Raw genomic sequence first — 22,755 nt, 5'->3', positions numbered from 1 at the left:
TGCCCCAGGCCGCGCGGCCGGGGGCCGGTCGCGCCGTTCGACCGCCGCCCGGCAGCAGTTGAACATCACCGCCCGGCGCGAGCCGCTGCCGGCCGCGACCACGCCGGCCGCGGCACCCGGTAGACGAAACTGACCGCGGTGCGCGGCTGCGACGCCGTCGTGTTGGGCGCCGAGCGGTGCAGCACCAGGCCGTCGAACAGGACCGCCGACCCCGGCTCCAGGGGCATCGCGACCACGGCCGTGCGCGGCAGATGCTCGTCGGCGACCCGCGGCTCCCGCGCCCGCCGAAGCGGCGGCTCGCCCGGCAGGCGCTCGCTGTCCCCGGTGTGCGGCAGCAGCCCCAGCAGATGCGAGCCGGGCAGGAACTCCAGGCAGCCGTTGTGCACGGTGGCCGGCTCGAGCGCCACCCACACCGTCACGATGCCGTGCTCGCCGGCGTCGAAGCCGGGCGGCGCGAACGCCATGTCCTGGTGCCAGGGCTTGGCCGAGCCCACCACCGGCGGCTTGGCCCACAGGAAGGAGTTGACCAGCGTGCCCGGGGCGCCGGCGGCCCGGGCGACCGCCCCGCCGGCCAGGTCCAGCGAGCGCTGCACGGCCTCGAACTCGGGGACGTGCACATGGATCCGGTCCGCCGACCGGAGCACCCCCGCAAGCGCCCGCTCCCCCTGCTGCCAGGCCGCCCAGCCGCCGATGCCGGGCGCCTCCAGGACGAAGTCCCCCTCCGAGACGGCGCGGTCGCGGGTGAGGTCCTCCAGCGCGCCCACCGCCCGCCGCAGCCGCACCAGCGCGTCACCGGCCGCGAGCCCCGGAAGCCGCACGAATCCGGTCTCCCGTATTCCCCCGGAATCGGTCTCCACCATTTCTCGTCCTCCCTCTCTTGACATCGGATCACCCGCGAATTTACCCGTATGTATCACAGGGCGTTCATGTTCAAGACGAGCCGGAAAACGGTTCGTTGCCACCCCTTCGGCGCTCTGCGTATCCTCTCGGGCCATGAGGCCGTTCGGCCGCATCGAAAGCTATGTGCGAAAGGAGTGGAATATGAGCGACCGCACCTTTATGGAGACCCGTGACGCGGACGAGGAGACCAGCAAGTGGTAATCCTCTGACAGCGAAGTACGCGCCGCCCGTACGGGAATTCCGTACGGGCGGCACGTCGTCCCGAGAGAGGCAGAAATGGTAGGCAATCGCGTTTCCCACGTCATCGACCTTCCCGCCGACCTGCTGGTGATCGACGACTCCACCGACGACCGCTACTGGGCCTCGGTGGAACGCGTCGTCGACCTGGCCGGACAGAAGGCACCGACCGCCGACGGGGTGCCGCTGCTGGCGAGCCTGGTGGCCGCCCACCCCGAGTGGCCGGTGCGCGCCGGCGCGGTGCGGCTGCTGGCCGCCCACCACGCGGACGACCCCGCCGCCGGCAGCGCCGTGGCCGCCGCGACCCACGACACGGTCGACTGGGTCGCCTTCACCGCCCTCAAGGTCATCACCCAGTACCGGATCGCCGCCGCCGTCCCCGACCTCATCCGCATCTCCGGCTGGCCCAGCAACTTCACCCGGCCCGACTGGGCGCGCAAGCCCGTCGGCTGCGGCGCGGCGCTGACCAAACGCGCCCTCATCGCCGTCTTCGGCACCCGCGACCCCGCCGAACTGCGCCGCCTGGAGGACGAGTACTTCACCGACATGCGGACCCGGATCGAGGCCGCGCGCAGCCGGCCCCGCCGCCACACCGACGTGATCGCGGTGCCGGGCGGCCCGGCGATCATCGGCGCCGACGAGAAACCCGACGCCTTCCGCATGGCACAGGACGACAGCACCCTGCGCGCCGTCGACGTGCCCGCCTTCCTCATCGACCGGACCACCGTCACCAACGCCCGCTACCGCGTCTTCCTCGAAGAGGTCGGCGACTCCGGCGAGTTCGACCACCCCGACCAGCCCCTCGAGCGCTCCCACCGCCCCGCGCACGGCCACGACGTCCGCTTCAACGCGCCCGGCCTGCCGGTCGTGGGCCTGGACTGGTACGACGCCTACGCCTTCGCGAAGTGGGCCGGCGGCGCCCTGCCCAGCGAAATCCAGTGGGAGAAGGCCGCCCGCGGCGTCGACGGCCGCCGCTACCCCTGGGGCCAGGACTGGGACCCCGCACGGGTGAACTACGTCGAGCGGTCCTTCGGCGAGCAGGTCAGCGACCTCGACTCCCTCGAAGCCCTGCTGGTCACCGTCGAACAGGGCGAGCGGCCCGACCACCCGGTGCTGCCCGCCGACGCCCTCCCGCAGGGCGCCAGCCCCTACGGGGCCCTGCAGATGTCCGGCAACGTGTGGGAACTGACCCGCACCAACTTCTACACCGGCCAGGACATGGACCCCTTCTTCCAGGGACGCCACCCGCTGGACTTCATGAACCGCAAGGACGCCTTCCACGTCCTGCGCGGCGGCACCTGGACCTCACCGCCCACCTGCCTGACCACCTTCTACCGCGGCAAGGACCTGATCACCGACCGGCACAACGAGGTCGGCTTCCGCTGCGTGTACGAGACGAGCACCTGATGCGCCTGACCTCGCTCGGCCACGCCGCGGTCCTTGTCGAGACGGGCAGCGAGCGGATCCTCTTCGACCCCTGGCTCACCCAGCGCCTGGACCGCTTCTGGGAACACCACCCGCCGCTGCCCCACGACCTGGTCCGCCAGGTCCTCGACGACGGCGTCGACTACGTGGTCCTCAGCCACCACCACTTCGACCACCACCATTTCCCCTCCCTGCGGCAGCTCGCCGACGGCGCCGACGTCGACTTCGACGACAGCCCCCGCCAGAGCTCCGCCGTCACCTGCATCTACCCCGCCGGCCCCGTGCCGCCGCGGCTGACCGCCTCCGGGCTCGGACACCAGGCGATCGCCTGGACCCTGCGCCGCCTGGGCTTCGAGCACCTGCACCCGGTGACACCGGGCGACACGCTCACCCTGGGCGCGGCGACCCTGCGGACCTTCCCCTCGGCCGTGCCGTTCCCCGAGATGAGCGTGCTGGTGCAGACGGCCGACGCGGCCGTCATGCTGTGCGGCGACGCCCTCCTGCACGAGCAGACCGTGGCCGCCTTCCGCCGCGACGACGCACCCCGGCTGGACGCCGTCCTCGTCCCCGCGCACAGCGTCTCGCCGCCCGGCGTGCTGACCGAACGCCGCCCCCTGGCCGACCCGGACGCGGTCCGCGCCCGCGCCGCCGCCACCTTCGACCGCTACGTCGAGGCGATCCCCGCCGCCGTGACCGTGCCCTCCTCCTTCGGCTGGCGCGTCAGCGGCGACGGCGCACGCGACTACTCCTGGTGCAACACGACCATGTTCCCCTTCACCCCCGTCCAGGCCCTGCGCCGGCTCGACGAACTGGGCCGCGACGGCCTGCTGTGGGGACCCGGCCAGGTGATCGAGGCGGCCGACGGCAAGGCCGCCCTGACCGACGGACCCGTCGCACCCGCCGCCTACGACTTCGACCGGCTCTACGCCGAGGTGACCCTCGACCCGGCCACCCCGGTGCCCCCCTTCGACGCCGCCGCCGACCGCCACGGCCGCCAGAGCCGCAGCGGCGAACACCTGCTGCGCGAACTCCTGGACCGCCTGGTGGCCACCGACTACTGGTACCGGGCCCTGGACGACGGCGCCGGACGCCACGTCATCTCCCTGTACGAGGACCACGGCACCCAGACCGCCTTCCTCCTCGACCCGGTCGCCGACCGGGTGACCCGGCTCGGCGAAGGCCCGGCCCGCGCCCACCTGGCCGGCGGCGAGGGCTGGACCGAGATCGCGGCGAGCACCCTCGAGGCCCTCCTCGACGCCGACCTGCTGTTCGGCAGCTCCTTCGGCCTGTGGGCCAGCGACGGCGTCCTGCTCTCCGCGGTCTTCCACCACCCGTCCTTCTACACACGCCACATGGACCGCCGACTGCGAGAGGCGAGCACCCCGTGAACACCCCCGCCGTCATCACCTACGACAGCGCCTGCCTGCGCGGCAACCCGCTGGGCGACCCCCACCGCCGCCGCATCGAGGTGCACCTGCCGCCCGGATACGACGGCGTGCGCCGCTACCCGGTCATCTACTGGCTGCCGGGATTCGGCGCCCACCCCGGCCTCGGCAACCGGGCCCTGGCCTTCGGCACATCCGTCGCCGACCGCCTGCACCAGGCGATGACCGACGGCCGGGTACCGCCCGCCCTGCTCGTCGTGCCCGACTGCACCACCGCCTACGGCGGCTCGCAGTACCTCGACTCCGCCGCCTCGGGCCGCTACGCCGGCCACCTCGCCGAGATCGTCGCCGAAGTGGACCGCCGCTTCGCGACCCGGGCCCAGCCCGCCTGGCGCGCCATCGGCGGCAAATCCAGCGGCGGCTACGGCGCCCTCGTCGCCGGCATGACCTCCCCGCTGTTCGGAGCGGTCATCGCCTGCTCGCCCGACGCCGGCTTCGAACACAGCTATCTGCCGCTGCTCCCCGCCACCCTCGACACCATCCGGGCGGCCGGCGGCGTCGACGCCCTGCTGGCCCGCCGCGACAGCGGCCCGCACGACGGACCCTTCATGGTCGCGATGAGCATCATCGCCATGGGCATGTGCTACGCCGACCGGCCCGGCACCACCCCGCAGGACGCCCTGCCCTGCGACCCCGTGACCGGCGTGTTCCGCGACCGGGTGTGGCAGCGCTGGCTCACCCACGACCCCGTCCGCATGCTGCCCGCCCACACCGCCCCGCTCACCGCCCTGGGCCTGCTCCACCTCGGCGTCGGCGAACGCGACGAATACGGCATGCACTGGGGAGCCCGCGCCCTGCACGCCGCCCTCGACACCCACCACGTCCCCCACGTCTACGAGGAGCACACGGGCGGACACCACGGCATCGAGCACGTCTTCACCGACGCCCTCGCCCACCTGTGGCAGACCTGGCGGCACGGGCAGGAACCGGAGAGCGACACGTGTGCGGCATAGCGGGCTTCATCAGCCTGGACGGACGGCGCGACCCCGCGTGGCTGGACGCGCTCGGCCGGACCATGACCGACGCCATGGCCCACCGCGGCGAGGCCGCCTGCGCCCCCTACGTCTCCGCGTGCGGCACCGTCATGCTGTGCGCGACCCGCCTGGCGGTCCGCGACCGCACCGAGGCGGGCGACCAGCCGATGACCGACCCCACCGGCCGCATCACGCTGGTCCACAACGGCGAGGTCTACGGCTCCCGTTCACCCGCACCACCCCTGTGGGAGCGCCGCACCACCTGCGACACCGAGTTCGTCCTCCAGCAGATCTGCCGCCAGGACGACCCCGGGAACGCACTGCGCCCGCTGGACGGCATGTTCGCCCTCGCCTGGCACGACACCACCACCGGCCGCGTCGTCCTGGCCCGCGACCACTTCGGCGTCAAACCCCTCTTCTACACCGTCACCGAAGGCGCCCTGCTGTTCGCCTCCGAACAGGGCGTCCTGCTGCGCACCGGCCTGGTGAGCCCCGAAGTGGACCCCGAGGAATTCCTCCTGCGCTCCTGGATCCGGATGGACGCCGCCGACGACCACACCTGGCTGCGCGGCATCCGCTCCCTGCAGCCCGCCGAATACCTCCTCCTGGACCGCCCGCACACCAGCACCCACCGCTACTGGAAACCCGCCGCGGTCGACGACCCGATCCAGCCCGAGGAGATCAGGGCCGCCTTCGACCGGGCCGTCCACCAACGGTCCGTGTCCGACGTCCCGCGCGCCGCCGTCCTCAGCGGCGGCGTCGACAGCACCGCCATCGCCGCCGCCCTGACCCGCACCGGAGTACCCCTGGACGGATACGTCCTGCGCTACCAGGACGGCATCGGCGGCTCCGGCGACGACGTCTCCTACGCCACCGAGGTCGCCGCCCGTCTCGGCATCCCGCTGACCGTCTGCGACCTGGACCGCGACAGCGCCGCCGCCCTGGTGCCCGTCCTGCCCACCCGGCTGATGCGGCCCCTGCTGCACGGCGCCGAACTGGCGATGCACCACCTCTACCGCACCATCGCCGACGACAAGAACACCGTCGTCTACTCCGGACACGGAGCCGACGAACTCTGGGGATACCAGGACGGCCGCTACTTCCCCGTCGTCGACCCCTACGCCCCCACCTACATCCACGGACGCCACTACCTCACCCACTGCCTGCACGCCGACGAACGGCCCGTCTGGGCCCGCCTCATCAGCTGGATGGCCCACGAACTCGACGTCGACATGACCACGGTGACCGACCGGGTGTGGGAACGCACCCTGGACGAGTACCGGGCGCTGAAGACCGCCTCCCCCCTCAAACGCGGCCGGCACCACCTGATGCGCCGCTTCCTCGTCTACGTCAACGACATGGTCGACGCCACCTCGGCCACCTTCACCCTGGAGGACCGGCCCGTCTTCCAGGACGTCGCCCTGACCGAACTGGCCTTCCGCTGCCCCGAACACCTCAAGGACACCAACCAGCCCGGCACCCACAAAGGCCTCCTCAAAGCAGCACTCGCCGACCTGCTGCCCGACTCGGTGCGCGCCCGCCGCAAACAGGGCTTCCCCAGCCCCGCCGACCCCGGATACACCCGACGCCTGACCGAACTCGCCGACGGCCTCGGCACCCCCTTCGGCCTGCCCGCACCCCCCGCCGCCCTGCGCGCCGAACTCGGCGTCGGCGAATGGATGTTCCTGGCATCGGCCTCCGCCTGGACCGACCACCTCAACGAGCTCACAACCCACCCGAGGAGTCACGGTGAGCCACTCCGTCCCCCGATGGCGCCCGCAGGCCCTGCACCACGCGGCCGACCTTGACCCCGTCCCCCCGGTGCTGGACGAGACCAGCGCCCAGCCCTGGTGCACCTTCGTGCTCTGGCAGCCCGCCGAACTGCCCCGGGGCTGCGACACCCGCACCGGCACCCTGCGCCGCGAGGCACCCCCCGGCCGCGTCGACGCCGCCGGCCGCACCCCCTGGAGCGACGCCAACCCCTCGGGCTACCGCACCGAGATCTCCGGCGGCGGACGCAGGCTGCGCCTCAAACAGTTCCTCTACGACTGGGCCTTCCCCGCCGCCGACCACCCCTGCCTGTGGGGCAGCGAGACCCGCCCCCACGAGATCGGCGAGGACCGCGTGGTCTGGCTCGGCACCGACTACCTCGGCCACCGGGCCGGCAGCGCCCGCATGGCCCGTACCACCGTCGAACTCTCCGTACTCGAAGGCGAGTTCACCGACGAGGAGATCATCGCCCTGTACGCCGCCCTGCGCCCGGCCGTACCCGAGGCGCTGCCCCGGATCCTGGCCACCCCGTTCTCCGAACTCAGCTACTGGGCCCGCCACCGGGCCGACACGGTCGCCGTGCCCACCGGCGTCTTCGCCTTCCAGCGCCGCGGCCGCACCCACGAGGGCCACTGGACCCCCTCGGCCGACCTCACCGCCTTCCTCGGCAAACAGGGAATCCCGCTCACCGCCGGCCCCTTCCACGCCGACAGCGCCGCCACCTACGGCGACGGCACCACCGTCCGCGAACTCGACGTCGTCTACGCCACCCCGGCCGGCGGCGAACTGCGCCTGACCGCCCAGCGCACCGGCGGCGGACGCCTTCGGTTCCCGCCGCAAAGGGACAAGCACCCCGCCACCGCCGAGACCCGCGACCTCGGCGGCCGCCCGGTCCATCTCGGCTACCTCAGCGCTGAGTTCGGAGCCTGCGACGCCTGGTGGCAGCACCCCGACGGCTACGACCTCAGACTCCTGTCCAGCGCCGGCACCGGCCTGGGACGCGACACGTTCTTCACCCTGCTCACCGCCATCGACACCGGACTGCGCCTGGCCGGCAACGCGGAGGTGCTGGGGTGACCACCACGGAACGCACCCTCGGCCCCGCCACCACCGGCCCCGTCGCCACCGGTCCCGCGGTCACCGGCCTGCCGGATGCCGGCGGGACGGCGCGACGGCCCGTCCTGGACCCCGCCACCGGCCGCGTCCTCACCCATGTGCCCGACACCGACGGGCCCGGCGTCGCCGACGCCGTGGCCCGCGCCGACACCGCGTTCCGCACCGTGTGGGCCGACACCTCCGCCGCCCGCCGCTCCCAACTGCTGCGCGAACTCGGCGGCCTGCTGCGCGAGGACCGCGACCACCTCGCGGCGCTGGAACGCGGCAACGCGGGCAAGCCCACCGCCCGTGCCGCCGCCGAGGTGGACTTCGCCGCCGACGTCGTCGACTGGTTCGCCGCCGCCGCCCGCTACCCGGTGGGGGAGACCCACCCGGCCGGCCCCGGCATGCGCACCTACACCGACCGGGTCCCGGTGGGGGTGTGCGCGGCGATCTGCCCGAACAACTACCCGCTCCTGCTGGCCGTCTGGAAGATCGCCGCGGCGCTCGCGTACGGCAACACGGTCGTCGTCAAACCGGCACCCGAGACACCGCTGTCCGTGCGCCGCCTGGCCGACAACGCCGCCCACGTGCTTCCCCCCGGTGTGCTCACCGCCGTCCACGGCGGGGCCCGGACCGGCCGGCTGCTGTGCGAGCACGCTGACGTCGCCATGGTCTCCTTCACCGGTTCGACGGCGGCGGGCCGCGAGGTCGCCCGGCGCTGCGCGGACGGCCTCAAGCCCGTCTCGCTGGAACTGGGCGGCAAGAGCCCCGTCGTGGTCTTCCGCGACGCCGACCTGGACGCGGCCGCGCGGGCGGTCGTCGCCGGCTTCACCGGCAACACCGGCCAGATGTGCGTGGCCGGGACCCGCCTGATCGTGGACCGGGCCGTGCACGAGGAGTTCGTCGCCCGCGTCGCCGAACTCGCCGGCGCCCTGTGCGTCGGCCGGCCCGAGGACCCCCGCACCGATCTCGGCCCGCTGATCAGCCGGGCGGCCGCCGACCGCGCGGACCGGGCGGTGAAGGAGGCGGCGGAACGCGGCGCGCGGGTGATCCTCCCGCCCGGCCGCCGCGAGGTCCGAAGCGACCTCGACGGCGGGTTCTACGTCCACCCGGTCATCGTGGACGGCGCCCCCTTCGACACCCGCGCCTGGCGCGAGGAGCTCTTCGCCCCGGTGCTGTCCGTCGCCGCGTTCGACACCGACGCCCAGGCCCTGGACCTCGCCCACGACACCGCCTACGGCCTGTCGGCGTCGGTCTGGACCTCCGACACCGACCGCGCCGAACGGTTCACCCGCGCCCTGCGCGCCGGCATGGTATGGGTCAACACCTGGGGCGACACCCAGGAGACGGTCAGCGTCTCGGGCATGGGCCAGTCCGGGTACGGCCGCGAACTGGGCATCCACGCCGTGGAGGGCTACACCCGGCCCCGCGCCGTCTGGGTGGCCCACCGGACCGGGCGGTAGCCACGATGCCCCCACCCCCCGCCCAACACCCCCCGACGGCAAGGCCCTTGACCGGGCCCTCCGTCACCCCACCGCACCCGACCGCGCAGACCTCCACCGCGCAGCCGCCTGCCGCACAGACCCCGACCGCGCAGACCTCCGCCCTGCAGCCGCCTGCCGCGCAGACCCCGACCGCGCAGACCTCCGCCCTGCAGCCGCCTGCCGCGCAGACCCCGACCGCGCAGACCTCCGCCCCGCAGCCGCCTGCCGCACAGACCCCGAGCCGGCGGCCCGCCGCCCCGCGCTCCTCGACCCTGCGGCCCTCGATCCCGCGGCCCGCCGCCACCCCGTACCTCGCCCAACACCCCACATCCGCGCGGCCCTTGGCCCGGCCCTCCGCCACCCCGCAGCCCGCCTCCGCCCAACCCGCCTGTGCGCGGCTCGACTTCCGCAGTGACACCCGTACCGTGCCGGACGCGCGGATGCGCGCGGCGATGGCCCGAGCCCAGGTCGGTGACGACGTGTACGGCGACGACCCCACCGTCGCCCTGCTCGAACGGCGTACGGCCGAACTGCTGGGCACCGAGGCCGCCTTGTTCCTCCCGACCGGCACGATGGCGAACCTGCTCGCCCCGCTCGCCGCGTTCGGCCCCGGATCTCCGCCGCCGCGTCTGATCGCCGGCGCCGGCACCCACATGGCGTTCCTCGAGTCACCGGGGCTGCGCCGCTTCGGCGGCATCGAGGTGACGCCGGTGGACCAGCGCCCCGACGGCCTGCCCGATCTCGACGCCCTGGCCGCGCTGCTGTCCGCCCCGGCGGACCGGCCGACCGTGGTCTGTGTGGAGAACACGAGCATGATGCACGCGGGCAACGCCCTGGACGCCGCGGCGATGCGCTCGGTGGCCGCGTCGGCCCACCGCCACGGCGCGCACTTCCACCTCGACGGGGCCCGCCTCGCCAACGCGGCCGTGGCCCTGGACGTCCCGCCCGCCCAGCTCGCCGGACCCGCGGACAGCATCGCCTTCTCCCTCTCCAAAGGGCTCGGCGCGCCGGTCGGCGCTCTGCTGTGCGGGACGTCCGCGTACATCGCCTACGCCCGCGAGCTGAGGGGATGGCTGGGCGGCTCCCTGCACCAGGCGGGCGTGGCCGCCGCGCCCGCGCTGATCGCGCTTCGCCGCCTGCCCGACCTGGCCGCCGACCACCGCAGGGCCGCCGCGCTCGCCGACGGCCTCGCCGCCCTGCCCGGCGTCACGGTCATGCGCCCGCCCCGGCCCACCAACATGGTCATGGCGCGCCTGGCCGGGCTGAGCGCGCAGGAGTGCGCCGCGCGCCTGGCCGGCCACGGCGTGCGCGTCCTGCCGCTGCCCAACCATCATGTGCGCTTCGTGACGCACCGCGCACACGACATGATCGGTGTGCGCGAGGCCGTCGGCGCCGTGGCGGCCGTGGCCGCCACGGCGCCGGGGCCGGCCGGCGACCGACGGAGAACTCCCGTACGGGGAGCTCTTCCTGACACCCTGGAGGAAGACATGACGGACGTGCCACCGCGTGGACCGCAGGAGCGGCTGCGCGACACCCGCGCGAGGCTGGAGAACGACGTCGACCTGTGGGTCGCGACAGCGGGCGCCTCCGGCGGCGTCCACCTCGTCCCGCTCTCCTACCTCTGGGACGGGACCGCGTTCCTCGTCTCGACACCGCGGACCTCGGTCACCGGCCGCAACCTGCTGGCCGACGCCCAGGTGCGCCTGGGTGTCGGCCCGACCCGCGACGTCGTGATCGTCGACGGCGTCGCGGAGCCGGTGGACAGCGCCGACCTCGGCGACAAGACGTGCGAGGCGTTCGCGGCCAAGACCGGCTTCGACCCGCGCAAGGAGACCGACGCGCCCTACCAGTACTTCCGGATCCGGCCGCGCCGCGTCCAGGCCTGGCGGGAGGCGAACGAGCTGGCGGGACGCACCCTCATGCGCGACGGCGCCTGGCTCGACTGACCACCCGGGAACCCGGCCCCTCGCCGCCGCCGCCACTGCCACTGCCACTGCCGCCGTTGTCGTTGTCGTGGCCGTCGGCCGGTCTGCCGTGCGAGCGGCCGGCGGCGCGAGGTCCAGTCGTTCTTGACCGGCGCTGAAGAGCGCTTTGACAGGCTGCGACAGGCAAGGCATCTGTCAATTCTGGAGGGGCGAATATGGGAGCCATCGAGGTTCCGGTCCTGATCGTCGGCGGCGGCGGATGCGGCCTGTCCGCCTCCGTGTTCCTGTCCGACCAGGGCGTCGATCATCTGCTGGTGGAACGGCACCCGGACACATCGAGGATTCCGAAGGCGCACTATCTCAACCAGCGCACGATGGAGATCTTCCGCCGGCACGGCATCGCCGACGACGTGTTCGCCGAGGCGGCGCCGCTGGAACTGTTCGGCAAGGTGCGCTGGCAGACCACGCTCGCGGGCGACGGGCCGATGGACCGCCGCCTGATCCATGAGATGGATGCCTTCGGCGGCGGCACACTGCGCGAGAGCTACGCGAAGGTCGGGCCCGTCCTGCCCGCCAAGCTGCCGCAGATGTGGCTGGAGCCGATCCTGCGCCGCCACGCGGAACAGCGCGGCCCCGGCCGCGTCCTGTTCCACCACGAGGTGACCGCCTTCTCCGACGAGGGCGACCACGTCCTGGCCGAGATCCGCGACACCGAGACCGGTGAGACCACCACCGTCAAGGCGCAGTACCTCATCGGCGCCGACGGCGGCCGCATGGTCGGACCCGCGGTCGGCATCCGCATGGAGGGACCGCCCTCCCTGGTCAACACCACCACCGCGTACTTCTCCGCAGATCTGTCCCCGTGGTGGGAGGAAGGCACGCTCATCACGCACTTCCTCAGCCCCGAGGACCCCGACCTGTCCAGCAACCTCATCGAGATGGGACCGAGCTGGGGCAAGGCCTGCGAGCAGTGGGGCCTGCACTTCGCCCCCGGCCCGCCCGGCCGCTGGGACACCGAGACGGTCATACCCCGCATCCGTGAACTCCTGGGCCTGCCGGACCTGGAGGTGACCGTGCACAAGGTCACGGACTGGATCGTGCACGCGCACCTCGCCGACCGCTACCGGGTCGGCCGGGTACTGATCGCCGGTGACGCCGCGCACCGCCAGCCGCCCGCCGTCGGACTCGGCCTCAACACCGGCATCCAGGACGTCCACAACCTCGCGTGGAAGCTCGCCGCGGTGCTCAGCGGCCGCGCCCCCGACAGCCTGATCGACACCTACGAGGCCGAACGCCGGCCCGTGGGCCGGGAGAACGTCGACTGGGCGACCTCCGCCGCCGTCCACCACCAGGCCCTCATGGACGCCATCGGGCTGGGCCACAACGTCCCCGCCGGGCGCCGCGGACAGCGGCTGGCGGCCTACTTCGACCCGTCCCCGCTCGGCGACACCGTGCGCACCCGCGCCCTGGAGATGTTCCACACCCACCGCGGCGGATGCCAGTCGCTCGACATGGAGGTCGGCTTCGCCTACGAACAGGGCGCGATCGTCCCCGACGGCAGCGAGCCGCCGGCGCGCGTGCCCATGCGCGACGAGCACCGGCCCACGTCCCGCCCCGGACACCGGCTGCCGCACGCCTGGATCACCCGGGACGGCGAACGCCTGTCCACCCTCGACCTCACCACCCCGACCGCCTTCACCCTGATCACCGGCCCGCAGGGCACACCGTGGTGCGAGGCGGCCGAGAAGGCGGCGCAGAAGTTCTCCGTCCCCATCAGCACGGTTCGCATCGGCACCGGCGCCGAGTTCGCCGACGTGGACGGCGGATGGGAGGCCGTCCGGCAGATCACCGACGCCGGCGCGCTCCTGGTACGCCCCGACCAGCACGTCGCCTGGCGTGCCACGGGCACCGGCGAGGACCCCGAGCAGATCCTCACCGAGGTCTTCGCCGCCCTCCTGGACCGCTGAACGCGCCAGGAAAGCGCGCCAGGAACGGACACGCCAGGAACAACGCGCCGGGGAACACGAAAAGAAGAAGGGGGCCGTGCCCGATCACCGGGCACGGCCCCCTTCTCGCGTCCCCCGGCACACCCCGCTGCGGGCGGACGTGCGCTGCGGACCGGCTTCCTCAGACTCCGGCCGCGACGGACCGGGCGGCCGCGTCCGACTTCAGCCAGGCCAGGACCTGGTCGGCGGCCTTGCGCGCGGTGGCCATGCACACCCCGGCGCCCACCCCCTCGTACAGCGCCCCGCACACCGCGAGTCCGGGCTGGGCCGCCACCGCCTCACGGATGCGCCGCACCCGCTCCAGGTGACCGACGGTGTACTGCGGCAGGGCGTCGGGCCAGCGGCTCACCCGGCTCGCCACCGGGACACCGCTCACCCCGGTGGCCTCGGCGAGTTCGGCCGTCGCCAGCGCGACGAGATCGGCGTCGTCGCGCAGCAGCAGGTGCTCCTCGCCGAAACGCCCGAGCGAGCAGCGCACGATCTCCACCTCGCCCGCCAGGTGCGGCCACTTCACGGTGGTGAACGTGACCTCCTTGACGGCCTTCTTCTCCACCGCGGGCACCCGGTAGGCGGCGTATCCGCGGCCCGAGAGCCCGCCGGGGAACGCCGCGCGCGGGTAGGCGAGCGTGACCATCGCGACGCTCGCGTAGGGGACTTCGGCCAGTTCCGAGACGGCCGGGGCCATCCCGGAGACCCCGGAGAGCAGGCTGCTCGCCGGGCCGGCCGGGACGGCGACGACGACGGCGTCCGCGTCGATGTGTTCCCTCGCGCCGCCCGTGCCCACCGTCAGCCGCCAGCCGTCCGCGGTACGGGTGAGCTCGCGGACACCGGCTCCGGTGCGCACGGACGCGTCGGGTGCGGCGGCCAGCACCTCCCGCACGAGCGCGGGGGGCAGCGAACCGAACCCGCCGTCCAGGGTCGCCACGCTCACCGGCGGCGGCTTCTCGCCCGGCGCGAGCTGCGGCGTCAGCGAGCCCGCCGCGTCCGCGAGCGAGACGTGCGCGCGGGAGGCCTTGGCCAGCGGGGTCAGCGTGGCCTCGAAGGACAGGTCCTCGGCGCGGCCGGAGAACACCCCGGCGAGGAACGGGTCGACGAGACGGTCCACGACCTCCTGGCCGAGCCGTCCCGCGACATGGGCCGCGACCGAGACGTCGCCGTCCCGCTCGGACGGCGCGAGCACCAGGTCCTGGCGGGCCCGGTCGAGTCCCGCCGCGGACAGTACCCCGGAACGGGCGAGGCCGTCCATGTCGCAGGGCACGCCCATGAACTGACGGTCCGGCTGCTGCCGGATGCCGCCCCTGGTCCAGATCGCCGACGCGGTGACGCCCGCCGACATGATCCGCTCGCCGAGCCCGGTCTCCTTGACCAGCCCGGTGGTCTTGCGTCGGTTGGCGTACAGCGATTCGGCGCCCTCGTCGACCGCGACCCCCGCCACCTCGGAGACCGACAGCTTCCCGCCGATCCGTGACGATCCCTCCAGGACCGTCATCCGGACCGGCTCGTTGCGCAGATAGAACGCCGCCGCCAGTCCCGCGATACCACCCCCGATGATGACCACATGGGGCTTTCCACTCGCCTGATCCCGTTCGGTGCCAGCCATTCCACCAGATCCTTCATGGTTAGTGTCGTAGAGGCCGTCCCGGCGCCGGCGCCCGGCGTCGGGGCAGGTCTTGGCAGTCTGGCCGGGGGCCTTGGACCCCCGGTCGAGAGCTCCTAGGGCTAGGGCCGGTCTTCGGTGGTGAACCAGCGGTCGAGGGCCTGGGTGAGGTCGTCGGTGGTGCCGGGGGAGGTCCAGGCGACGTAGCCGTCGGGGCGGATGAGGACCGCGTCCAGGCCGGGGTCGGGGCCGGTGGTCCAGGTGGCGGTGACGGCGTCGACCCGGTCGGGGAGTTGGTGTGCGGGCAGCCCTGCCGCCGGACTGCTGGTGTCGGTGGTGATGAGCAGGCCGTGGGCGGTGTGCAGGAGGTCGGCGACGCGGGTGCGGGTGCCGTCGGGCAGGGTGAGTTCACGCGACGGTGGCATGCGCCGGCCGAGCACCGGATGGTCGCCCTTGGCGAGGTCGTAGCGGATGCCGAGGTTGCTCAGCATTCCGGCCAGGTGGCCGGCGGCGTCCCGGTGGGCGACCAGCTCGCCCATGACCTCACGGACCGGGTCCATGTCCTCGCCGGTGAGCCGCAGCTCGATCGCCGCCCGCGCGTTGCGCGCCAACTGCTCGCCGACGGGGTGGCGTTCACCGTGGTAGGTGTCGAGCAGGCCCTCGGGGGCCCGGCCCCTGACCGCCGCCGCCAGCTTCCAGCCGAGGTTCACCGCGTCCTGCACGCCCACGCTCAGCCCCTGCGCCATGGCCGGAGGCTGCACGTGCGCGGCGTCGCCCGCCAGGAACACCCGGCCGCGCCGGTACTGAGCGGCGGCCCGTGAGGCGTCGGTGAAGCAGCTGATCCAGCGGCACCGCCCGTGGTGGATGTCCTCGCCGGTCAGCCGCTCCCAGGCGTCGGCGAGGTCGTCGTAGGTCAGGGAGGCGCGGTCGCGCGGCGGTGTGCCGGCCTCGTGGACGACGACCCGGGTCACCCCGTTCTCCAGGTCCATCGCCATGACCATGCTGCCGCCCGGCAGGTTCTCGCCGATACGGCGCTTGCGGGTGTCGATCCCGGTGACGTCGGCCGTCAGGAAGCCGCGCCGGCCCTCGGACCCGGGAAAGCCGATCCCGGCCAGCTTGCGCACGAAGCTGCGCCCGCCGTCGCAGCCGACCAGATAGGCGGCGCTCTCCTCGCCGGGTCCGTCCGGGCCCTCGAAGGAGACCACGACGCCCTCGGGGCTCTCGCGGAAGCCGGTCACCTCGACTCCGCGCAGGACGGGCACGCCGAGCTCGTCCACCCAGTCCTCCAGCATCCGCTCGGTGCGGAACTGGGAGATCCCCCGGTGCCCGTAGTGGTCCTCCGCCAGCAGGCCCAGATCGATCGGCACCCCGCCGAAGTGGCTGTCGGCGGGCTCGGTCGCGCCGAGCCGGCCGAGCAGGCCCCGCTGGTCGAAGCACTCGGCGGTGCGCTTGGTGAAGCTCGCGCCGCGCGACTCCCGCGCCGGGGCGGCGAGCCGTTCGTGGACGACGACGTCGACGCCGCCGAGCTTGAGTTCGCCCGCCAGCATCAGCCCGACCGGGCCCGCGCCGACGACGATCACATCCCTGGTCATCTGTGTGTGCTCCTCAGCGGTCGATGCCGCAGGCGGTGACCCGCCCGCGGGCCGGGGGCCTGGGGTTGGTGAACCAGCGATCCAGGGCCTGGGTGAGGTCGTCGGTGGTGCCGGGGGAGGTCCAGGCGACGTAGCCGTCGGGGCGGACGAGGACCGCGTCCAGGCCGGGGTCGGGGCCGGTGGTCCAGGTGGCGGTGACGACGTCGAGCCGGTCGGGGAGCCGGCCCGGCAGATGCTGCGCCGCCGCACCGCTGTCGGTGGTGATGAGCAGGCCGTGGGCGGTGTGCAGGAGGTCGGCGACGCGGGTGCGGGTGCCGTCGGGCAGGGTGAGTTCACGCGACGGTGGCATGCGGCGGCCGAGCAGGGGATGGTCGCCCTTGGCGAGGTCGTAGCGGATGCCGAGACCGCTGACGATCCCGGCGGCCTGCTCGGCGGCTCCCTTGTGGGCCAGCAGTTCGCCCATGACCTCACGGACCGGGTCCAGGGCGTCCTCACCGAGGTAGATCTTCGACGCCGCCCGGGCGTTGCGGATCAACTCGCCTCCGACGGGGTGGCGTTCGGCGTGGTAGGTGTCGAGCAGGCCCTCGGGGGCCCGGCCCCTGACCGTCGCCGCCAGCTTCCAGCCGAGGTTGGCCGCGTCCTGCAGTCCGGCGCTGAGCCCCCACGCGGCCAGCGGCGGGATCTCGTGCGCGGCGTCGCCCGCCAGCAGCACCCGGCCGCGCCGGTACTCCTCGGCCAGCGCGGCGGAGTTCCCGCACGCCCACAGCCACTGGGGCTCGGCGTCGTCGATCGACTCGCCGGTCAGCCGCCGCCACGCGCCGGCGACCTCGGCGAAGGTCAGCGCTCCCGGGTCCGGGCGGGCGGGCAGTGCCGGGTCGTGGATGACGATGCGGCAGCGGCCCTCGCCCAGCGGGGTGCACACCACCATGCTGCCGCCCGCCAGACGCTCGCCGATGGGCCGGGGACGCGGGACGGCACCGGTGATCTCCGCGGTGTACATGCCCCGGGTGGCCTCCCAGCCGGTGGCCGGGATCCGGGCCAGCGCACGGACGGTGCTGCCCGCGCCGTCGCAGCCGACCACGTACGCGGCGCTCTCCTCGCCCGGTCCGCCGGGGCCCTCGGAGCACACCACCACGCCCTCGGGGCTCTCGCGCAGCCCGGTGACCTCGCGGCCGCGGTGCACCGGGACGCCGAGCTCCTCCAGCCGGCCGCCCAGCGCCTCCTCGGTCCTGGCCTGCGAGAGGCCCAGCACTCCGCTGTGGTCCTCGTCGAGCATGCCCAGGTCGAAGCGGACCCCGCCGAAGTGCCCCATCGGGCCCCACCGGAACGCGCCGAGGCGGGGGAGCAGCCCGCGCTGGTCCAGCGACTCGGCGGCCCGCCGGTTGAAGCCGAGGGCACGGGACTCCCCGCTCGGGGCGGGCAGCCTGTCGTAGACACTCACGTCCACTCCGCCCAGGCGGAGTTCTACGGCCAGCATCAGGCCGACAGGACCCGCACCGACCACTATCACGTCAGTTGTATTCATTATTTGAGGCCTCTGCACTGTGGCAATGGTTGGCCATCGTGAAGCTACCCAGCGCAATGTCCGACCGCAATGAACTGAAATTCACCGGCACCGGTTCGGTGTTCGACTGCGGAATCGGCGTGCTTGAACACGGCAGTGAACACTTTGGACACGGAGTCCGTGCGACAGCAATATCGGAGATGCCTTCGCGTTCCGCTTCTCACTACGGTGCGTGCCGCGCGTCATTCAGATTCTCGAAGACATGCCGCCCGGCCTCCCGGACACCGCGCGGCACACCGTCGCCGGCGCGGACAGGCGGAACCCCCGAGAAAGGAGCAGGACGTGACGGTCGAGAAGATCGCGCTCATCACGGGTGCCAACAAGGGCATCGGATACGCCACCGCGCGACAGCTCGGTGAGCAGGGCGTCGTCGTCATCGTCGGTGCGCGGGACGAGGTGCTCGGCAAGCAGGCCGCCGACGCGCTGGCCGCCGACGGCATCACCGCGACAGCGCTGCGCATCGACGTGCGGGACCCGGACAGCGTGGCCGAGGCCGCCCGCACGATCGAACGCCGGTACGGACGCCTGGACATCCTGGTCAACAACGCCGGCGTCGCGGGCGCCTTCACCGGCACGCCCGGCGAGGCGAGGGCGGCCGACCTGCGGGAGGTCTACGAGACCAACGTCTTCGGCGTGGTCACCGTGACCCACGCGATGCTGCCGCTGCTGCGCCGCTCCCCGGCCGGACGCGTCGTCAACCTCTCCAGCCACGTGGGGTCGCTGACCCTGCAGGCGGATCCGGGCTCCCCGCTGGCGGGCGTCAACATGATCGCCTACCAGTCCTCGAAGACCGCGCTGAACGCGCTCACCCTCGCGTACGCGAAAGAGCTGCGGGACACCCCCGTCAAGGTCAACGCGGCCCTGCCCGGAGTGGTGGCCACCGACATCAACCACCACCGCGGCCGGCGGACCCCCGCCGAAGGGGCCGCGATCGTGGTCCGGCTCGCCCTGCTGGACGAGACCGGCCCGTCGGGCGCCTGCCTGGCGGACGACGGACCCCTGCCGTGGTGACACGGAACGCCCGGGCGACGACCCCGGCCCCGGTCCCGGCCACGACCTCGGCCACGGGCGGAGCCACGACGCTGGCACCGGCTGCGGGCCCGGCCCCGGCCCCGACCCCGGTCCCGGTCCCGGTCCCGGTTCCGGCCACGACCTCGGCCACGGGCGGAGCCACGACGCTGGCCCCGGCTGCGGGCCCGGTCACGGCCTCGGCCACGGCCTCGACCTCGGCCACGGCCTCGGCCACGGCCTCGACCCTGGTCAGGGCCTCAACCCCGGGAGCGACCCCGGCCCCGACAATCACGGGCGCGGCCACGCACCCGCACTGGGCTACGGCCCCGGTCCCGCCCCTGGCCCCGGGAGCGACCCCGGCCACAACCTCGGCCATGGGCGCGGCCGCGGCCACGGGCGCGACCACGACCCCGGCCCCGGCTGCGACCCCGGCCCCGCCCGTCACGGGCGCGGCCACGCACTCGTACCGGGTGACGGTCCCGCGCCCGGGCTCGCGTGCGGGCCGGGCCGGTCACGTGCTGCCGTTCGCGGCGGCGGTCCGCGCCGTCACCGAGGAGCCGGTACCCGCTCTTCCCGCCGCGCCGGGGAGGGACGGCGGGGCCGGCCGGAACCACGGCGCCGGCTCCCGCGGCACGCCGGCGCGGGCGTGGGCGAGTTCGGTCCCCGCGGCCTGATCCCCCGGGGATCAACGGCCGTTCGCGGCCATCACAACGGATCACCGAAGCCGGGCCGAAAAGCCCCGGCGCGGCACACGACACGGAGGCAGGCAGTGGCGGTTGAAGGAACGATCCTGGTGCTGGGCGGTACCGGCCGGCAGGGCGGGGCGGTGGCCCGCGAACTGCTGCGGCGCGGACACACCGTGCACGCCCTGGTCCGCGACCCGGGCAAGGAACAGGCACGGGAGCTCGAGGAGGCGGGCGCGGTCCTCGTACGCGGCGACCTGGACGACGAGGCGTCGCTGCTCGCGGCGATGCAGGGCGTCCACGGGGTGTTCAGCGTCCAGACCTTCCGCGGCCCCGGCGGCGTCGAGGCCGAGGAGCGCCAGGGCAGGGCGGTGGCCGACGCCGCCGTCCGGGCCGGGGTGCGGCACTTCGTCTACAGCTCGGTCGGCGGCGCCGACCGCGACACCCGCGTCCCGCACTTCGAGAGCAAGCTGAGGATCGAGCGGCACCTGTCCACGCTCGACCTGCCGGTGACCGTGCTGCGGCCGGTCATGTTCCACGACATCCTCCTGGACATCGCCCCCCGCCCGGTGGACGACGGACTCGTCCTGGGCCTGTGGCTGGACCCGGGGACCGCGGTGCAGCTCATCGCGACCAGCGACATCGGCGTGTTCGCCGCGGACGCCTTCGAGAACCCGGACGCCTGGCTCGGCCGGACCGTCGAGATCGCCGGAGACGTCCTGACCGGACCGCAGATGGCCGCCGCGTTCGAGGCCGCGTCCGGCGTCCCGACCCGCTTCCGGCAGCTGCCCATCGAGCCGCTGCGCGCGGCCCGCCCCGACCTGGCCAACATGTTCGACTGGTTCGAGCGCGACGGCTACCACGCCGACCTGCCCGAACTGCGCCGGGGCAGGCCCGGCCTGGTCTCCCTGGAGACCTGGCTGAGCGACAACTGGACCGCACCGCTGGCCACATCACCGCGCTGACCGCGCTGGCCACATCACCGCGCCGGCCACATCACCACGCCGGTCGCCGGGACCGGGGCCGGGGAGCTCAGAGGAAGATCGGATCCCGGGTACGGGTCCGCTTGAGCTCGAAGAAGCCCTCGGTCCCGGCCACGGCGAGCACCCCGTCCCAGAGCTTCACCGCGGCCTCGCCGCGTGGGGCCGGTGTCACCACCGGGCCGAAGAACGCCACGTCGTTCACCGCGACGACCGGGGTGCCCACGTCGGTGCCGACGCGGCCGATGCCGTCGCGGTGCGAGGCGCGCACCGCGCCGTCGAACTCCTCGGACCCGGCCGCGTCGGCCAGGCCCGCGTCGAGGCCCGCGGCGGCCAGCGCCGCCGCGTAGGTGGACCGCTCCTTGGGCGCCTTCTCCAGGTGGAACCGGGTGCCGAGTTCGGTGTACAGCCGGCCCAGCACCTCGGGGCCGTAGGCCTGCACGGCGGCGGCGCACACCCGTACCGGCTCCATCCGCAGGGCCAGGTCCCGGTGCCAGCGCTCGGGCAGGTCGGCGCGCCCCTCGTTGAGCACGGTCAGGCTCATCAGGTGCCAGCGCAGTTCCAGCGGCCGGTGCCGGGCGACCTCGAGGATCCAGCGGGAGGTCAGCCACGCCCAGGGGCAGGTCGGGTCGAACCAGAAGTCCACGGGGGTGGGGCTGTCGTGCCGCAACGGGTCCTCCTCGAAAGTGCCTGTGGGATCGCGGGGCCGGCGCTCTGCGCGGCCGGTGCGGAGGTGCGCCGCCCGCGCGGGTCGAGCCGGGGCCGGCGCACCGCCGCGGCCGGCCCCGGGTCCGTCATTTCACCCGGATCCTTCTCGGTTTCCATGGCGACCCCGGAACACCCTGGCAAGGGCGGGCCGGAATACCGGTGGAGCGGCGCTGGAATTGTGCTGTTCAACCGCTCAAATTCCCTGGTTGAACGTTCGAGTGAATTCCGATAATTCCGGAGTTGCGGGCCGCGGAAGCGCCGACCTATCGTCTGGAACCCCGAAAAGGGCGCTATGAAAGGAAAGCCATGTCCTCATTGCCCGAGGTCCGTGACCAGTCCGATTCGTACGAGCTGCTCCATCTCATTCAGGGTGCTGTGATCACCCAGGCGATATCCGTCGCGGCCAGGCTCGGCATTGCGGACGTCCTCGCCGACGGACCGCTGTCCGCCGAGGAGATCGCCCAGCGGGTCGGATCCGACCCGAAGGCGACCCACCGGATCCTGCGGGCGCTGTCCGGGCACGGGGTCTTCGCGGTGCGCGGCGACGGCCGGTACGAGCACAGCGCGCTGTCCGACAAGCTCCGTGAGGACGCGCCGGACTCGATGCGCGGGTTCGCCCTGCTGATGAGCCACCCGCTGCTGCACGAGGAGTGGGGCCACCTGCAGGCCACTGTGGAGAGCGGCGAGCCCAACCTGCCGAAGCTGCGCGGCATGGGCGCGCTGGACTTCTTCCACGCGACCCCCGAGTACGCGGCCGTGTTCTTCAAGGCGTTCGGCGAGCTCTCGGAGTCGGAGACCGACCCGATCCTGGCCGCCTACGACTTCTCCGGCTTCTCCACGGTCGTGGACGTCATCGCCGGCCGCGGCAACCTGCTGGCGGGCATCCTGAAGCAGGCACCGGACGTCAAGGGTGTGCTGTACGACTCCGAGATCGCCACCGTCGACTCGCCCGCGCTCTTCGAAGCCGCAGGCGTCGCGGACCGGCTGACCATCGAGCACGGCGGCTACCTCGGCGAGCTGCCCGCCGGCGCCGACGCCTACCTGTTCAAGCACATCATCCACGACTTCTCCGAGGCCGACGCCGTCACCGCGCTGCGCAACGCGCGCGAGGCGATCGCCCCCGGCGGCAAGCTGCTGGTCATCGAGTACGTGCTCCCCGAGAACAACGAGAAGCACCTCGGCCACACCATCGACCTGTGGCTGATGCTGATGCTCGGCGCCCAGGACCGCACGCTCGCCCAGTACACCGAGCTGTTCGCCAAGGCCGGCTTCCAGGTCACCCGGGCCGTCCCCACCAGCGCGCCGATCTCGATCATCGAGGCGATCCCGGTCTGATCCCGGCGGGCACAAGCCGGT

General features: G+C 73.4%; 17 protein-coding genes and 1 pseudogene. 13 read left to right on the top strand and 5 right to left on the bottom strand.

What is annotated here, in order from left to right:
• Positions 1–65: 65 nt before the first annotated feature.
• On the bottom strand, positions 66–860 hold the full coding sequence (locus OG788_RS01785; protein WP_406368669.1) for a phytanoyl-CoA dioxygenase family protein: 795 nt from the start codon (positions 858–860) through the stop codon (positions 66–68).
• A gap of 316 nt (positions 861–1,176) precedes the next feature.
• On the opposite strand from OG788_RS01785, the gene OG788_RS01780 reads away from it, so the two are divergent.
• The 9 genes and pseudogenes from OG788_RS01780 to OG788_RS01740 all read left to right on the top strand — a co-directional run bounded on the left by OG788_RS01780 (position 1,177) and on the right by OG788_RS01740 (position 13,225).
• A complete protein-coding gene (locus tag OG788_RS01780; protein WP_406368667.1) occupies positions 1,177–2,544 on the top strand; it encodes a formylglycine-generating enzyme family protein in 1,368 nt (455 codons plus the stop codon).
• Positions 2,544–3,950 (top strand): MBL fold metallo-hydrolase, encoded by a 1,407-nt coding sequence (locus OG788_RS01775; RefSeq protein ID WP_406368665.1) that lies wholly within the window; start codon positions 2,544–2,546, stop codon positions 3,948–3,950. Before OG788_RS01780 ends, OG788_RS01775 begins: the two co-directional genes overlap by 1 nt.
• The gene (locus tag OG788_RS01770; RefSeq protein ID WP_406368663.1) at positions 3,947–4,960 is read left to right on the top strand and encodes an alpha/beta hydrolase; all 1,014 of its coding nucleotides are present in this window, start codon (positions 3,947–3,949) and stop codon (positions 4,958–4,960) included. Before OG788_RS01775 ends, OG788_RS01770 begins: the two co-directional genes overlap by 4 nt.
• On the top strand, positions 4,948–6,789 hold the full coding sequence (locus OG788_RS01765) for an asparagine synthetase B family protein (RefSeq protein ID WP_406368662.1): 1,842 nt from the start codon (positions 4,948–4,950) through the stop codon (positions 6,787–6,789). The genes OG788_RS01770 and OG788_RS01765 overlap by 13 nt, the downstream gene beginning before the upstream one ends.
• Entirely contained in the window at positions 6,731–7,828 is a 1,098-nt protein-coding gene (locus OG788_RS01760; RefSeq protein WP_406368660.1) for a hypothetical protein, read from the top strand. Before OG788_RS01765 ends, OG788_RS01760 begins: the two co-directional genes overlap by 59 nt.
• Positions 7,825–9,312: an aldehyde dehydrogenase family protein gene (locus OG788_RS01755; RefSeq protein ID WP_406368658.1), complete on the top strand. Its 1,488-nt coding sequence runs from the start codon at positions 7,825–7,827 to the stop codon at positions 9,310–9,312. The genes OG788_RS01760 and OG788_RS01755 overlap by 4 nt, the downstream gene beginning before the upstream one ends.
• 5 nt (positions 9,313–9,317) lie before the next feature.
• Positions 9,318–10,715: pseudogene (locus OG788_RS01750) on the top strand (GntG family PLP-dependent aldolase); the annotation flags it as partial.
• 105 nt (positions 10,716–10,820) lie between these two features.
• Positions 10,821–11,279 (top strand): pyridoxamine 5'-phosphate oxidase family protein, encoded by a 459-nt coding sequence (locus OG788_RS01745; RefSeq protein WP_351544455.1) that lies wholly within the window; start codon positions 10,821–10,823, stop codon positions 11,277–11,279.
• A 194-nt stretch (positions 11,280–11,473) separates the two neighbouring features.
• Complete coding sequence (locus OG788_RS01740; RefSeq protein ID WP_406368656.1) at positions 11,474–13,225, top strand: FAD-dependent monooxygenase; 1,752 nt, start codon at positions 11,474–11,476, stop codon at positions 13,223–13,225.
• 160 nt (positions 13,226–13,385) lie between these two features.
• Here OG788_RS01740 and hemG read toward each other — a convergent pair whose 3' ends face one another.
• The 3 genes from hemG to OG788_RS01725 all read right to left on the bottom strand — a co-directional run bounded on the left by hemG (position 13,386) and on the right by OG788_RS01725 (position 17,978).
• A complete protein-coding gene (gene hemG / locus OG788_RS01735; protein ID WP_406368654.1) occupies positions 13,386–14,864 on the bottom strand; it encodes a protoporphyrinogen oxidase in 1,479 nt (492 codons plus the stop codon).
• A 119-nt stretch (positions 14,865–14,983) separates the two neighbouring features.
• Positions 14,984–16,453, bottom strand: a complete 1,470-nt coding sequence (locus OG788_RS01730) for an FAD-dependent monooxygenase (protein WP_406368653.1) — start codon at positions 16,451–16,453, stop codon at positions 14,984–14,986.
• 13 nt (positions 16,454–16,466) lie between these two features.
• Positions 16,467–17,978: an FAD-dependent monooxygenase gene (locus OG788_RS01725; RefSeq protein ID WP_406368652.1), complete on the bottom strand. Its 1,512-nt coding sequence runs from the start codon at positions 17,976–17,978 to the stop codon at positions 16,467–16,469.
• Between the two features lie 321 nt (positions 17,979–18,299).
• On the opposite strand from OG788_RS01725, the gene OG788_RS01720 reads away from it, so the two are divergent.
• The 3 genes from OG788_RS01720 (at position 18,300) to OG788_RS01710 (ending at position 20,676) form a co-directional block, all read left to right on the top strand.
• The gene (locus tag OG788_RS01720; RefSeq protein ID WP_356759641.1) at positions 18,300–19,028 is read left to right on the top strand and encodes an SDR family oxidoreductase; all 729 of its coding nucleotides are present in this window, start codon (positions 18,300–18,302) and stop codon (positions 19,026–19,028) included.
• A 374-nt stretch (positions 19,029–19,402) separates the two neighbouring features.
• A complete protein-coding gene (locus OG788_RS01715; protein WP_406368650.1) occupies positions 19,403–19,702 on the top strand; it encodes a hypothetical protein in 300 nt (99 codons plus the stop codon).
• 95 nt (positions 19,703–19,797) lie between these two features.
• Positions 19,798–20,676 (top strand): NmrA/HSCARG family protein, encoded by an 879-nt coding sequence (locus OG788_RS01710; RefSeq protein WP_406368649.1) that lies wholly within the window; start codon positions 19,798–19,800, stop codon positions 20,674–20,676.
• Positions 20,677–20,743: 67 nt separating this feature from the next.
• On the opposite strand, the gene OG788_RS01705 is transcribed toward OG788_RS01710, so the two are convergent.
• Positions 20,744–21,361, bottom strand: coding sequence for a DsbA family protein (locus OG788_RS01705; RefSeq protein WP_406368647.1), 618 nt, complete (start codon positions 21,359–21,361; stop codon positions 20,744–20,746).
• A gap of 344 nt (positions 21,362–21,705) precedes the next feature.
• Here OG788_RS01705 and OG788_RS01700 point away from each other — a divergent pair, with 344 nt between their 5' ends.
• The gene (locus tag OG788_RS01700) at positions 21,706–22,734 is read left to right on the top strand and encodes a methyltransferase (RefSeq protein ID WP_351544484.1); all 1,029 of its coding nucleotides are present in this window, start codon (positions 21,706–21,708) and stop codon (positions 22,732–22,734) included.
• Positions 22,735–22,755: the final 21 nt, after the last annotated feature.

It is taken from the genome of Streptomyces sp. NBC_00647 (assembly GCF_045207245.1).
Taxonomy (GTDB): Bacteria; Actinomycetota; Actinomycetes; order Streptomycetales; family Streptomycetaceae; genus Streptomyces.
The sequence above is the reverse complement of the archived record's forward strand: the minus strand, read 5'-3'. Positions and strand labels throughout refer to the sequence as shown.